The following is a 13,757-nucleotide window of genomic DNA, read 5'->3' as shown; positions in this document are numbered from 1 at the left end:
TTTTGAAGCGACGGGAGGAGCTGTCGTTCGAAGCTAGACAATAAGAAAGGCGGAGCGCGTTCGTACAGCCGCGCGTCGTCGAAAACGCCACGTCCTGTGGCATCGACGACATGACTCACATCCTGTGAGCCTCAAGCGCTGGAGAATCCTGACTAGTGTGCTAGCACGCGTCGGAGGGATTCGAAGCGACCTCGAGCGGCTAACGCGCGAAGCTAGACAATCAAAAAAGCTGAGGTGGCTCGTTCAGCTAGCCACCGACGCTAATTACGTACTTTATCTGTAAAAAGCTAAATAAAAGAAGGGAGCCTCTTTCAAGGTATCCCTTCTTTTTACTATACTTATATATTGAAGACATATGCGAACAATAAATGAGAGGTGAGCATGTCATGGAATGGTTTAATGTAGGAAGAATCGTTAATACACATGGAATAAAGGGTGAGGTACGAGTTATTTCTACCACTGATTTTGAAGACATCCGTTTTGCGCCAGGTAGTCGCTTAGCAATCTTTAAAAAAGATGAAAATAAGCCTACATGGGTAACAATCGAAAGTACCCGACGACATAAAAATTTTATTTTATTAACCTTTGAAGGAATGTACAACATAAATCTTGTTGAACCATTTAAAGAAGGCTTGTTAAAAGTGACAAAAGACCAATTGGATGAAGATGAACTTGATGAAAATGAATATTATTACTTCGAAATCATTGGCTGTGAAGTATTCTCTGAAGAGGGAGAAATGCTCGGTGTCGTTACTGAAATTTTAGAAACAGGTGCTAATGACGTATGGGAAATAAAAGCGCCAAATGGTAAAAAACATTATATCCCTTATATTGAGGACGTTGTTAAAGAAATTGATGTAGAAGAAAAGAAAATTATTATTCATGTTATGGAAGGGCTCTTATAATGAATATTCATGTACTTAGCCTATTTCCAGATATGTTTACAGGAGTATTTGGTTCATCGATTTTAAAAAAAGCTCAAGAAAAAGGCGCAGTCCAATTAGCCGTTTCAGATATTAGAGATTTTAGTGATAATAAACATAAGCAAGTTGATGATTATCCATATGGTGGAGGAGCGGGGATGGTACTAAAGCCAGAACCGATGTTCCAAGCAGTAGAAATGTTGACGAATGGACTTGAAAAAAAACCTCGTATCATTTTGATGTGCCCACAAGGTGAAAGATTCACTCAAAAAAAAGCAGAAGAATTAGCTACAGAAGAAGAACTAATTTTCCTATGTGGACATTATGAAGGGTACGATGAGAGAATTCGTGAATTTTTAGTAACGGATGAAATTTCGATTGGTGATTTTGTATTAACCGGTGGGGAATTACCTGCAATGACAGTTATCGATGCTGTCGTAAGGCTTTTACCTGGTGTATTAGGTCAAGAAGATTCACATATTCATGATTCCTTTTCAACAGGATTATTAGAGCATCCTCATTACACGCGACCAGCAGATTTTAAAGGTATGAGGGTACCTGATGTCCTTGTATCAGGCAATCATGGGAAAATCGAAAAATGGCGTGAAGAACAGTCTTTAAAACGTACCTTTGAAAGACGACCTGATTTATTTGAACATATCGAACTAACAAAGGAACAACTAGCGTATTTAGAGACATTAAAAAAGGAAAAAGAATAGAAATTTAGTTGCAAGTATTAGTTATTTTATGTTATTATACATTCTGTGCTTCTATTTGGAGCACTTATATTACGGTGTTCCGCTGTAGTGAAATGACTATATGAGCATCTGTACGAGGAGAGAAAATTATGTCAAACATTATTGCTGAAATTACAAAAGAACAACTTCGTTCTGATCTACCAACTTTCCGTCCTGGTGACACTGTTCGCGTACACGTGAAAGTAGTAGAGGGTACTCGTGAACGTATCCAAGTATTCGAAGGTGTTGTAATTAAACGTCGTGGTGGCGGAATTAGCGAAACTTTCACAGTTCGTAAAATTTCTTACGGTGTTGGTGTTGAACGTACATTCCCTGTACACACTCCAAAAATCGCTAAATTAGAAGTTATCCGTCGTGGTAAAGTACGTCGTGCTAAACTTTACTATTTACGTAACCTACGTGGTAAAGCAGCTCGTATTAAAGAAATTCGATAATACAATCTGGAATGGGGGCTTTTTATATGAAAAGTACCCATTCTTTTTTTGCTTAAATAAAGAATAATGATTACGCTCAGTTAGCAATAAACAGCTCGCCTTTACTTCATCGAGTTTCATTTTTAAAAGTGTAAGTAGGTACTATTAAATGACTGGATGAACATCATATAATATAATAGACAACTACAACTACAGACAAGCGCATAGAGCATCCTAATAAGATGAAGTTTCATTTATTAATACTTGTCATAATGAGCATCATTGCAATAAAATGATGTTAGATGGGGGGAACATCTCTCGTGGAAAATATACAAAATGAAAATATTGAGAAAAAACCGAAAAAAGAAAAAAATGAGCTGTGGGAATGGACAAAAGCACTTATTATTGCATTTTTAGTTGCAGTGATTATACGCTATTTCTTATTTACGCCAATAGTGGTCGATGGAGAATCGATGATGCCAACTCTTGAAGATGGAGATCGAATGATTGTTAATAAATTTGGTTATATGATTGGTGAACCGCATCGTTTCGATATAGTTGTATTTCATGCACCAGAAGGAAAAGACTATATAAAACGTGTAATCGGACTACCAGGAGAATACATTGAATATAAAGATGATCAACTATATATCAATGGTACACCAATTGCTGAACCGTATTTGGACGCATATAAAGCCGAATTACCAAAAGGAAGTTTAACTCAAGATTTCACATTGCAAGATATCCCTGGAGTGGATCCGAAACTGGAGGTAATACCAGAAGGCTTTGTATTTGTAATGGGTGATAATCGAAGAGGAAGTAAGGATAGTCGACATATCGGTCTTATCAATATTGACGAAATAATTGGTAGTACAAATCTTATTTTTTGGCCACTTAATGAAATTCGGTTTGTTGAGTAATACTTGAATAAGTCTTGCAAAAGGAGGTTAATACAATCTCCTTTTCTTTTTGTAGCAACTAAGGAGGTACAATTATGACGATACAATGGTTTCCGGGACATATGGCAAAAGCCAGAAGAGAAGTGCAAGAAAAATTAAAGCTTGTCGATATCATTTTTGAATTAATAGATGCACGTTTACCTCTATCATCAAGAAATCCGATGATAGATGAAGTAATTAACCAAAAACCTAGACTTTTAATTCTTAATAAAGCAGATATGGCAGATGAATCAGAAACTAGAAAGTGGGTTCAATACTTTGCAGATCAGGGTGCTACTGCGGTAGCAATTAATTCCCTTGAAGGTAAAGGGCTTCAAAAAGTAACAAAAGCCGCCCAAGAAATTTTAGCAGAAAAATGGGAACGAATGAAATCAAGGGGTATGAAGCCAAGAGCGATCCGTGCAATGATTGTTGGTATTCCAAATGTCGGTAAGTCTACATTAATAAATCGTTTAGCTAAAAAGAATATTGCTAAAACAGGAAATACACCAGGTGTAACGAAATCACAGCAATGGATAAAAGTAGGGAAAGAAATAGAGTTACTTGATACACCAGGTATTTTATGGCCTAAATTTGAAGATCAAGAGGTTGGATTAAAGTTAGCGATTACTGGTGCTATCAAAGATGCAATTATGAACATGGAAGATTTAGCGGTCTATGGCTTGAACTTTCTATCTATTCACTATCCAGAGCGAATGGAAGAGCGTTACGGAATTACCTTTGTACATGAAAATCTAGTAGAAACCTTCGACCATATTGGAAAACTACGACGTGTGTTAGGTCCAGGTGGCGAAATTGATTATGATAAAGTTTCAGAAATGATTGTAAGAGATATCAGAGATTTGAATTTAGGAAGGATTTCGTTTGATATCGTGGATGAAGAACTTGAGAAAGAAGCGTTAGCTAAAAAATAAAGAAATATTATCTTCACAAAAAGAAAAGCGCGTTAAAAATCATAAAGGGAACATTGTGGCTTAATGCTGACAATGTTCCCTTTAAATTTTAAAGATAAACGTAGTCGAGAAGCCATCCTCGCTCCCTTAAGCTGGCATTTCAGTTTTAGTAGGAGCTGCATAACCATTTTTATATTGTTCATCAATCATCATTCGAATTTCTTTTATACTTTTTCCATCTTGAAAAGCTTGTACTGATTGAACCACAGTATCAACACAAACCTGACAACGTGTACCATGGTCATCCCAAACAATTGAGCCGTCCTCATGTGTTTTTGCAACAAAGCAATTTAAATTACTACGATGTCCTGCAGAGTCACCACAGCCACAATAACACGGAATCCACTCTAAAATATCAGTCGCATTTGCTGCAACCTGGTAGACAAGACGTAAATCCTCTGATTTCCCATCTAAAAAGCTAGGGAGTTCATCAGCTGAAGATGTTACCTCTTGAATGTCCCCAGATATTGGATTGTGGGAAATATGGCTATCACCATGTGCCTCCTCGGAATGTTCATGCTCCGATGAACCTTCATTTCCACATGCAGCTAAAACTAGCAAGATGATTGTAAAAAGAGGGAATAATCTTTTCATTTTATGCCTCCGTATTTGTTTTCTTCGTTATTTATTATAGACTTGAACTAAACGATAGAACAATCATTGTAATAAGATTTTTGTTACAAACTAATTAACTTCTACAATAAAATGAAATAATTTTATAGTTTTATACAGTATTAATGTTTTGTTGACGATATAAAAGGTAGTAAATAAGGGAAGTGTAGAAATGAAAACCGTAAAAGAAATAACAAGTGAATTAAAAGTAGCGCAAAAATATGAAGAGTGGATGAAGGAAATTGAAAAAGATGAGCGGGCTGGTGTTAAAAAAGCATGGATTTCTTGGCTAAATCGTTATGAGAAACAGAAAAAAATAATAGAAGAACATCATCATAAAATTCAATTTGACGCATCTTTTCGCCCTTTTAAAGGTGCTTACGTTGCAGGGGTAGATGAAGCAGGGCGTGGTCCTTTAGCTGGTCCAGTAGTAACTGCAGCTGTTATTTTACCTGAAGAATGTAATCCTTTAATAGGAGTAAATGATTCAAAACAACTTTCTAAACATACAAGAGCAGAATTTGCTCTTAGGATTAAGGAACACGCAGTTGCTTATTCAATCCACTTTCAAAGTGTGGAGGCAATTGACAAATATAATATTTATGAAGCCACAAAGCAATCGATGAAAGAAAGTATATTAAACTTACATACTGAGCCACATTATATTATAGCGGATGCGATGGAAATCCCAGTGAACATTCCCCAAAGTTCAATCATTAAAGGGGACACAAAAAGTTTAGCGATTGCAGCAGCGTCAATTTTAGCTAAGCATGCCCGAGATGAATATATGGAACAGTTACATAAAGAATTTCCTGAGTATGGTTTTGATAAACATGCAGGCTATGGAACATCCCAACATTTAGATGCTCTTGAGAAGTTTGGACCCACCGAGCATCATCGCAAAAGCTTCGAACCAATTAAAACTATGATACTTAAGTAAAGGGTGAGATGATGACTTCCACTTCGTTTAATCCAATTCAAATACAACAATCAAATATCGCGCAAACCCAATCAATGACACTTAAACAAGGTCAAATTTTCCATGGAACAATAAAAAAGTTATATCCTGATCAAATAGCCGAAGTACAAGTCGGTAACCACAAATTTGTTGCAAAGCTAGAAACACCTTTAAAAGCCGGAGATTCGCATTTCTTTCAAGTAACAACTATAAACCCTCAAGCGGAACTAAAAGTCGTCTCAGGGCCTATGGCGGCTTCTATGACGATGTCTCAGCAAATAAATAGACTAATCGAATCAATGGATCTACCAAGAACAAACGAAATGGTTCAATTGTTATCGCATTTTTTAAAAGAACAATTACCTATTTCAAAAGAACAGTTATTACAGGCACAAAATTGGTTAAAATTGAGCGATGGAGTTTCAATGAAAGATGGTTTAGCTTCGATTCAACGAATGGTCGAGTTAAATATGCCTTTTACGAAAGATGTCTTTCAAGCAGTATTAAATGGCTCAAAGACAAACGGAATGACACTTGCTTTAGAAACCTTTACGCAACAGCTACAAAAAGATGCGAGTATAGACCAACAAACAAAAACGATGCTATTGCAGCAATTGGATAAAATATCGAAACCTTTAGAAGGTGAAAAAGGTGGACTAATACTTGCGCGGTCCATTCAGCTATTGATGAATGATACAGAACCTGTGGCAAATAAACTTCACGCCCTAACCCTATTAAAAGAAGCAGCTATTTTACCTAAGCAAGCAACCTTATCTAATTGGTTGCAGCAATCCTTAAATGAAACAATTGCAAAAGGACAAAATGGGTCTCTTCAGTATGCAGGGAAAATGGTCCAGAACCTACATAATATGACGTCTGAGAATCATGTCGAAACGATGAAACAAGTTAAAACTTGGGTACAGAATCATCCTTTTCTTACCGAGCATCAAAAATCAGAGTTACTTAATTTGGTTTCGCGCTTTGAATCTACGCCCTTTTCAGCAAAAACGAACGAACAATTTACGAAATTATTCCATGAAAATTTAATAAAAACCTTCTCTACAAGTTTAACAAATCAATTATTTTCCCAAGATTCAAATGGTGCAAATCCAAAAGGACATTTACTATCCTTATTGAATCCAGCTACAAATGAAACAATGGCTCTACCTCAGTTGCCAAACTTAGCTAATGAATCGATGAATCCGAAACTGCAGGAAATTGCCATTCAAGCTGAACGACAAATTCAGTCAAACATTGATGGAAATGCAGTACAGCAATCTTTAAAAACAATATTCAAACATTTAGGGATTAGTTATGAAGCAATATTAAATGGGAATGACGATAATTTAGATAATTTGGGTTCTCAATTAAAACCGCAGTTAGTTTCCTTACTACATGATGGACAAGCTTCCGCTCAATTAAAAGATGCTGCAGAAGTATTACTTGCACGGATGAATGGTATGCAATTGTTATCAGGAGAAAATGGGCACCAGCATCAAATTGTCATGCAAATTCCAGTTCAATTTTTAGGGAAATTCACGGAAGCAACACTTCAATGGAATGGCAGAATGAAAGAAAACGGTAAGATTGATGCGAATTATGCAAGGGTTTTGTTTTACCTAGAGATGGAAACGCTCAAGGAAACAGTTATCGATATGCAAGTGCAAAATCGAATTGTGACGATTCATGTATACAATAATCACGAAGCACTCCAAAAAACGGCAGAACCATTATTAGAAATGCTGAAAAAACGTTTGTCGGACAAAGACTATTATTTGTCTGGTGTTTTCATCAAGCCATTCGAAAAAAATGCACCACAAAATAAGATTAAAAATGAAAAAATAGAACCTACTCATAGTAATGGAGTGGATTTTCGAGTATGAGCGAACAAAAATTTAATAGAAAAGAAGCGATAGCATTAACTTATCAGCCATCTGAAAATAGCGGGCCAAAAGTTATTGCGAAAGGAAAAGGGAAAATTGCTGAAAATATTTTAGAACGTGCAACACTACACGATATCCCAATATATGAAGATCCAAATCTCGTGGAATTGTTGGGGCAGCTAGATTTGAATGATGCAATTCCTGAAGATTTATATCAAGCGGTAGCAGAAGTTTTTGCCTTTATTTACAGATTGGATAAAGAATATCATACACAAAAAAATGAAAAATAGTTTTAAACCTATTGTTTTTCAATCAATTTTTATGTACATTAAATAGAATAATAGTGTAAAAACGACGCAAATTATGACATTATTTACGGATGTAGACATTGTCAGAATGTTTGTATAAAATGATTATGGTAGCAAAATAATTTCCAAATTACCGATTGGAGGATGTAGGATGAATATCCACGAGTATCAAGGAAAGGAAATCCTTAGAAAATATGGGGTGGCAGTTCCGAATGGAAAAGTAGCATTTTCTCCTGAGGAAGCTGTAAAAGTTGCAAAGGAACTAGGTTCTAATGTAACGGTTGTAAAAGCGCAAATTCATGCTGGCGGAAGAGGAAAAGCTGGCGGAGTAAAAATTGCAAAAAATTTAGATGAAGTTAGAACTTATGCGAAAGAACTGCTAGGGAAAATTCTAGTGACGCATCAAACTGGTCCAGAAGGAAAAGAAGTAAAAAGACTTTATATTGAAGAAGGATCAGACATTAAAAAAGAATACTATTTAAGCTTTGTTTTAGATAGAGCAACATCAAGAGTTACTCTGATGGGATCTGAAGAAGGCGGTATGGATATCGAAGAGGTAGCAGAACAAACGCCTGAGAAAATCTTTAAAGAAGTAATCGATCCAGTTGCTGGTTTACTACCATTCCAAGCAAGACGTATGGCATTTAACATGAATATTCCTGCCAAATTAGTAAATAAAGCAGCAAAGTTAATGTTAGGTTTGTATGAGGCATTTGTAGATAAGGATGCTTCGATTCTAGAAATTAATCCACTTGTTGTAACAGGAAATGGTGAAGTAGTTGCACTTGATGCGAAGTTCAATTTCGATTCAAATGCATTATATCGCCATAAAGATATTGTTGAGTTAAGAGATTATGATGAAGAGGATCCAAAAGAAATAGAAGCATCAAAACACGACTTAAGCTATATTTCGCTTGATGGAAATATCGGATGTATGGTAAATGGTGCTGGACTAGCTATGGCGACTATGGACACAATTAGTTACTATGGTGGCAGCCCTGCTAACTTCCTAGATGTTGGTGGCGGTGCAACAACAGAGAAAGTAACGGAAGCATTTAAAATTATATTATCTGATCCAAACGTAAAAGGGATATTTGTCAACATTTTCGGAGGCATTATGAAATGTGATGTTATCGCAGAAGGTGTTATTGCTGCAGCGAAACAAGTCGGCTTAAATGTACCATTAGTAGTACGTTTGGAAGGAACAAATGTTGACATAGGTAAAGAATTATTAAACGCTTCAGGTTTAAATATTGTTGCTGCTGATTCTATGGCGGATGGCGCACAAAAAATTGTCGAATTAGTAGGCTAACGGAAGGCGGGGAGAATTATGGGTGTATATATAAATGCTGATACGAAAGTAATTGTGCAAGGAATTACAGGAGAAACAGCTCTATTTCATACAAAGCAAATGTTAGAATATGGTACGAAAATTGTCGCAGGTGTAACACCTGGAAAGGGAGGAACTTCAGTAGAAGGTGTTCCCGTGTTTAATACAGTACAAGATGCAGTAGAAAAAACAGGTGCAAATGTTTCGGTTATCTACGTTCCAGCACCATTTGCTGCTGATGCTATATTGGAAGCTGTTGATGCTGAGCTTGACATGGCGATTTGTATTACTGAGCATATTCCAGTATTGGATATGGTAAAAGTAAAGCGATACATGGAAGGTAAGAAAACACGATTAGTTGGACCAAACTGTCCAGGGGTAATTACTGCTGATGAATGTAAAATTGGTATTATGCCTGGCTATATTCATAAAAAAGGTCACATCGGTGTAGTCTCTCGTTCAGGAACATTAACTTATGAAGCTGTACATCAATTATCGCAAGCTGGTATTGGTCAAACCTCTGCAGTAGGTATCGGAGGGGACCCGGTAAATGGTACAAACTTTATCGATGTGTTACATGAGTTCAACAATGATCCGGAAACTTATGCGGTTGTAATGATTGGAGAAATCGGTGGAACAGCGGAAGAAGAAGCAGCGGAATGGATTAAGAATAACATGACAAAACCAGTTGTTGGCTTTATTGGAGGACAAACTGCACCTCCTGGAAAACGTATGGGTCATGCTGGAGCGATAATTTCAGGTGGTAAAGGAACGGCAAAAGATAAAATTAAAGCGATGAATGATGCTGGAATTGAAGTTGCACCTACACCATCTGTTATTGGTGAGACGCTTATTAAAGTGTTAAAAGAAAAAGGTCTATACGAAAAATGTAAAACCCATTAAAATAAGGGTGTAGCTCTAATGCTACACCTTTTCTTTATGAACATTTTGTTCGATTAAAATCTTGCGGTCACATCTTCTTATTTGAGTTTCTTCTATATAAAAGGAGAGGTGATACGATCAATGAATCATGAAAATAAATACCTACAAATACTAGCATTACATTACGTTTATCCTCTAACTTTTAATAAGTATTTATCGCTTATTAAAACAATTCATTCGTTAGACAATTTACCTACAATATCCACTATCGAATTAGCACGTATTTTACAAATTCCAACAGAAAAATCTAAAATAATTGTTGAAAATTATCTAAAAATGTTACAAGTCAACTTGGAGGATGCTTATAAATCAGAGGGAATTGTTCCGATTTCCTTCGATAGTGAAAAATACCCAATGGAATTGTTTGAGTTAAAAGATCCGCCAACTGTAATTTATGCAATGGGAGATGTTTCTCTTTTAGAAAAAGTGCATAAAATAGCTATTATCGGTTCAAGAAATGCAACCAAATATTCTGCAATTGCGATTGATTATATAGTACCGCCATTAATTGAAAATGATTTCGTTATTGTAAGTGGTCTTGCAAAAGGAGCAGATAGTTTAGCGCATCGAGCCACAATTCAATATGGGGGAAAAACAATTGGTGTATTAGGAAATGGTTTTTTTCATTATTATCCAAAGGAAAACAAGTCGCTTTCGATAGAAATGGCTAAAAACCATTTGTTGATTACAGAATACCCACCATATGTCGGCCCTAAAAAATGGCAATTTCCAATGAGAAATCGTATCATTAGCGGTATAAGTGAAGCGGTAGTTGTGACAGAAGCCGCACTAAGAAGTGGTACATTAAGTACTTCAGACCATGCATTGGAACATGGAAAGGATGTATTCGTTGTACCAGGACCTATAGATTCTGATACGTCAAAGGGTACTAATCAATTGTTAAAAGAAGGTGCAATTCCGGTATGGAATGGGTATCAAATAATAGAGGAAAGAAAAATGTTTATAGGTAAATATTGAAAAAAAGTTGCATTATCTTTCAATCTGTTATACATTTTGCAACAGGTATTATTTTTCGTAATATTTCAAATGTACGTGTAAAATAAAGTATATTTTGTTAACAATTTACCTCTACAGGGGGAAGTATAGATGGCAGATTATTTAGTGATAGTAGAATCACCAGCGAAAGCGAAAACAATTGAAAGATACTTAGGAAAAAAATATAAAGTTAAAGCATCCATCGGACATGTTCGTGATTTACCGCGAAGTCAGACTGGAATCGATACAGAAAATAATTATGAGCCTAAGTACATTACCATTCGCGGTAAAGGACCAGTTTTACAGGAATTAAAAACGGCAGCAAAAAAAGCAAAGAAAGTCTATCTTGCAGCCGATCCAGACCGCGAAGGAGAAGCAATTGCATGGCATTTAGCAACTGCTTTAAATATTGATTCAAGCTCGGAATGTCGAGTTGTATTCAACGAGATTACAAAGGATGCGATTATTGAGTCATTCAAGAATCCTAGACCTATAAATATGGATTTAGTCGATGCACAGCAGGCTCGTCGTATCTTAGATAGATTGGTTGGCTATAATATTAGTCCGATTCTTTGGAAAAAAGTTAAAAAAGGTTTATCAGCAGGTCGTGTACAATCGGTAGCATTAAGACTTATTATTGATCGTGAAAATGAAATAAAAAACTTTGTGCCAGAAGAATATTGGTCGATTGAATCTACCTTTGAAAAAGGGACAAAGACTTTTGAAGCAATGTTTTATGGTAACGACAATGAAAAAGTAAAATTAACAAATGAAGATCAAGTAAAATCAATTTTAAAACAAATTAAAGGTAAGAATTTTGAAGTAGTCAATGTGGTGAAAAAAGAACGTAAACGAAACCCTTCTCCTGCATTTACAACATCTTCATTACAACAAGAAGCAGCTCGAAAATTAAATTTCAGAGCAAAGAAAACGATGATGTTAGCTCAACAGCTTTATGAAGGTATCGATATAGGGAAAAAAGAAGGTACAGTTGGTTTAATCACATATATGCGTACGGATTCCACACGTATTTCTGAAACAGCTAAATCTGAAGCATTTCAATACATTAATGAAAAGTATGGGAAAGATTATGTCATAGGTGAGATTAAGCAGGGGAAAAAATCTGCAAACGCTCAAGATGCCCATGAAGCTATTCGACCAACTAGTGCTTTAAGAAGTCCAGACCAATTAAAAGATGTATTAAGTCGTGACCAATTGCGTTTATATCGATTAATTTGGGAAAGATTTATTGCAAGTCAAATGGCTCCTGCTGTCTTAGATACGGTTACTGTAGATCTAGTAAATTCAGGAGTACAATTCCGTGCAAATGGCTCTCAGGTCAAATTCCCTGGGTTTATGAAACTGTACATTGAGGGTACAGATGATCAATCAGAAGAGACGACAAAGCTACTACCAGAAATGGCTGTTGGAGATAAAGTGAAATCTTTAGATATAGAACCAAAACAACATTTCACTCAGCCGCCACCACGTTATACAGAAGCTCGTTTAGTCAAAGAACTAGAAGAGTTAGGTATAGGCCGACCATCAACATATGCACCGACTTTAGATGTTATTCAAAAACGTGGCTATGTTCAATTAGATACAAAACGATTTGTTCCGACAGAGCTTGGAGAAATTGTTCATCAATTTATGTTGGAATTCTTCCCAGAGATTATTAATATTGAATTTACAGCGAAAATGGAAGAAGACCTTGATAAAATTGAAGAGGGTAGAACTGAGTGGGTTAAAATTATCGATGAGTTTTATCGTGACTTTGAAAAACATGTTAAACATGCTGATGAAGTTATGGAAAAAATCGAAATTAAAGACGAACCTGCTGGTGAGGACTGTGAAAAATGTGGCGCACCAATGGTATTTAAACTGGGTCGATTCGGTAAATTTATGGCATGTTCAAATTTCCCAGATTGTAGAAATACAAAAACGATTATCAAGCCAATCGGTGTTAAATGTCCAACTTGTAATGAAGGCGAAATCGTTGAACGTAAAAGCAAAACGAAGCGTATTTTTTACGGATGTAACCGTTATCCAGAATGTGATTTCGTATCTTGGGATAAGCCAATTAGCAGACCATGTCCAAAATGTAGCTCATTATTGGTTGAGAAGAAATTGAAAAAAGGTATACAAATTCAATGTACGAAATGTGATTATGAAGAAGCACCTTCGCAATAGTAGTGAAGTATGTTTTGAGAAAATACATTTTAAATAGGAATAAAACCTTGGAAAAATGTGAATAATCCATTAATAAAGTTCAAATTCGAACAAATCGAAATTTTATGAATACTCAGACAATAAGTTTGATTTTTGCCTCTAAAAGTTGTTATAATTTTAGAGGCTTTTATTTATATACAAATTTAGGAAATTTATGTTGAATCATTAATAATCCGCTATTATTTTCTAAATTGTTAACGATTAACTGTTTTTTTACAAAATTTATGCATTTATTACTTGATATATTTCGAAGTAAGGTATAGTGTCATAATGGGAGTTTTATTACGTAGTAATAGAATTTGTGTCAGCTCTTATATTAATCAATATGCTAACAATGTAAGTACTTAGAGTAATCTTTAAATATTTTGATCAAATTACATAGATGTGTAAATTAAAATATATTTTGAAAACATCGGTATATAGTTAGGAATTTGTAGCTGTTAGGATAATTTAAAACGAATTTAAATAAGTGGTATCGGAATCTGTTGAATGG

At 35.5% G+C, this 13,757-nt stretch carries 13 protein-coding genes; 12 read left to right on the top strand and 1 reads right to left on the bottom strand.

The window, feature by feature from the left end:
* The first annotated feature begins 386 nt into the window (after nucleotides 1–386).
* The 5 genes from rimM (at nucleotide 387) to ylqF (ending at nucleotide 3,967) form a co-directional block, all read left to right on the top strand.
* Nucleotides 387–905, top strand: coding sequence for a ribosome maturation factor RimM (rimM, locus tag CD30_RS01830; RefSeq protein WP_036171711.1), 519 nt, complete (start codon nucleotides 387–389; stop codon nucleotides 903–905).
* Nucleotides 905–1,642, top strand: a complete 738-nt coding sequence (gene trmD / locus CD30_RS01825; protein WP_036171709.1) for a tRNA (guanosine(37)-N1)-methyltransferase TrmD — start codon at nucleotides 905–907, stop codon at nucleotides 1,640–1,642. The genes rimM and trmD overlap by 1 nt, the downstream gene beginning before the upstream one ends.
* A 128-nt stretch (nucleotides 1,643–1,770) precedes the next feature.
* Nucleotides 1,771–2,115, top strand: a complete 345-nt coding sequence (gene rplS, locus CD30_RS01820; RefSeq protein ID WP_036171707.1) for a 50S ribosomal protein L19 — start codon at nucleotides 1,771–1,773, stop codon at nucleotides 2,113–2,115.
* A 299-nt stretch (nucleotides 2,116–2,414) separates the two neighbouring features.
* A complete protein-coding gene (gene lepB / locus CD30_RS01815; RefSeq protein WP_408056712.1) occupies nucleotides 2,415–3,014 on the top strand; it encodes a signal peptidase I in 600 nt (199 codons plus the stop codon).
* Between the two features lie 74 nt (nucleotides 3,015–3,088).
* Nucleotides 3,089–3,967, top strand: coding sequence for a ribosome biogenesis GTPase YlqF (ylqF, locus tag CD30_RS01810; RefSeq protein WP_036171705.1), 879 nt, complete (start codon nucleotides 3,089–3,091; stop codon nucleotides 3,965–3,967).
* 126 nt (nucleotides 3,968–4,093) lie between these two features.
* Here the strand turns inward: ylqF and CD30_RS01805 are convergent, their stop codons facing one another.
* A complete protein-coding gene (locus CD30_RS01805) occupies nucleotides 4,094–4,600 on the bottom strand; it encodes a PCYCGC motif-containing (lipo)protein (protein ID WP_036171702.1) in 507 nt (168 codons plus the stop codon).
* Nucleotides 4,601–4,790: 190 nt separating this feature from the next.
* Between CD30_RS01805 and CD30_RS01800 the strand changes: the two genes are divergently transcribed.
* The 7 genes from CD30_RS01800 to topA all read left to right on the top strand — a co-directional run bounded on the left by CD30_RS01800 (nucleotide 4,791) and on the right by topA (nucleotide 13,225).
* Nucleotides 4,791–5,558 carry a ribonuclease HII gene (locus tag CD30_RS01800; RefSeq protein WP_036171698.1) on the top strand — a complete coding sequence of 256 codons (768 nt, stop codon included), beginning with the start codon at nucleotides 4,791–4,793 and terminating at the stop codon, nucleotides 5,556–5,558.
* 11 nt (nucleotides 5,559–5,569) lie between these two features.
* Nucleotides 5,570–7,459 (top strand): hypothetical protein, encoded by a 1,890-nt coding sequence (locus tag CD30_RS01795; protein WP_036171694.1) that lies wholly within the window; start codon nucleotides 5,570–5,572, stop codon nucleotides 7,457–7,459.
* On the top strand, nucleotides 7,456–7,749 hold the full coding sequence (locus CD30_RS01790) for an EscU/YscU/HrcU family type III secretion system export apparatus switch protein (RefSeq protein ID WP_036171691.1): 294 nt from the start codon (nucleotides 7,456–7,458) through the stop codon (nucleotides 7,747–7,749). The genes CD30_RS01795 and CD30_RS01790 overlap by 4 nt, the downstream gene beginning before the upstream one ends.
* A gap of 169 nt (nucleotides 7,750–7,918) precedes the next feature.
* A complete protein-coding gene (sucC, locus tag CD30_RS01785; RefSeq protein WP_036171688.1) occupies nucleotides 7,919–9,079 on the top strand; it encodes an ADP-forming succinate--CoA ligase subunit beta in 1,161 nt (386 codons plus the stop codon).
* 18 nt (nucleotides 9,080–9,097) lie between these two features.
* A complete protein-coding gene (gene sucD / locus CD30_RS01780) occupies nucleotides 9,098–10,000 on the top strand; it encodes a succinate--CoA ligase subunit alpha (protein ID WP_036171686.1) in 903 nt (300 codons plus the stop codon).
* Nucleotides 10,001–10,120: 120 nt separating this feature from the next.
* On the top strand, nucleotides 10,121–11,017 hold the full coding sequence (dprA, locus tag CD30_RS01775; RefSeq protein ID WP_036171683.1) for a DNA-processing protein DprA: 897 nt from the start codon (nucleotides 10,121–10,123) through the stop codon (nucleotides 11,015–11,017).
* Nucleotides 11,018–11,146: 129 nt separating this feature from the next.
* Entirely contained in the window at nucleotides 11,147–13,225 is a 2,079-nt protein-coding gene (topA, locus tag CD30_RS01770) for a type I DNA topoisomerase (protein WP_036171681.1), read from the top strand.
* Nucleotides 13,226–13,757: the final 532 nt, after the last annotated feature.

The organism is Ureibacillus massiliensis 4400831 = CIP 108448 = CCUG 49529 (genome assembly GCF_000772965.1).
In the GTDB taxonomy this organism is placed as follows: domain Bacteria; phylum Bacillota; class Bacilli; order Bacillales_A; family Planococcaceae; genus Ureibacillus; species Ureibacillus massiliensis.
This window is presented reverse-complemented; position numbering and strand designations above follow the sequence as displayed.

What these genes read in the sequence shown, in the direction of transcription:
- CD30_RS01805 (WP_036171702.1), bottom strand. Translation starts at nt 4,600, where the DNA reads ATGAAAAGATTATTCCCTCTTTTTACAATCATCTTGCTAGTTTTAGCT.
- dprA (WP_036171683.1), top strand. Translation starts at nt 10,121, where the DNA reads ATGAATCATGAAAATAAATACCTACAAATACTAGCATTACATTACGTT.
- rimM (WP_036171711.1), top strand. Translation starts at nt 387, where the DNA reads ATGGAATGGTTTAATGTAGGAAGAATCGTTAATACACATGGAATAAAG.
- sucC (WP_036171688.1), top strand. Translation starts at nt 7,919, where the DNA reads ATGAATATCCACGAGTATCAAGGAAAGGAAATCCTTAGAAAATATGGG.
- CD30_RS01790 (WP_036171691.1), top strand. Translation starts at nt 7,456, where the DNA reads ATGAGCGAACAAAAATTTAATAGAAAAGAAGCGATAGCATTAACTTAT.
- CD30_RS01800 (WP_036171698.1), top strand. Translation starts at nt 4,791, where the DNA reads ATGAAAACCGTAAAAGAAATAACAAGTGAATTAAAAGTAGCGCAAAAA.
- sucD (WP_036171686.1), top strand. Translation starts at nt 9,098, where the DNA reads ATGGGTGTATATATAAATGCTGATACGAAAGTAATTGTGCAAGGAATT.
- rplS (WP_036171707.1), top strand. Translation starts at nt 1,771, where the DNA reads ATGTCAAACATTATTGCTGAAATTACAAAAGAACAACTTCGTTCTGAT.
- trmD (WP_036171709.1), top strand. Translation starts at nt 905, where the DNA reads ATGAATATTCATGTACTTAGCCTATTTCCAGATATGTTTACAGGAGTA.
- ylqF (WP_036171705.1), top strand. Translation starts at nt 3,089, where the DNA reads ATGACGATACAATGGTTTCCGGGACATATGGCAAAAGCCAGAAGAGAA.
- topA (WP_036171681.1), top strand. Translation starts at nt 11,147, where the DNA reads ATGGCAGATTATTTAGTGATAGTAGAATCACCAGCGAAAGCGAAAACA.
- CD30_RS01795 (WP_036171694.1), top strand. Translation starts at nt 5,570, where the DNA reads ATGACTTCCACTTCGTTTAATCCAATTCAAATACAACAATCAAATATC.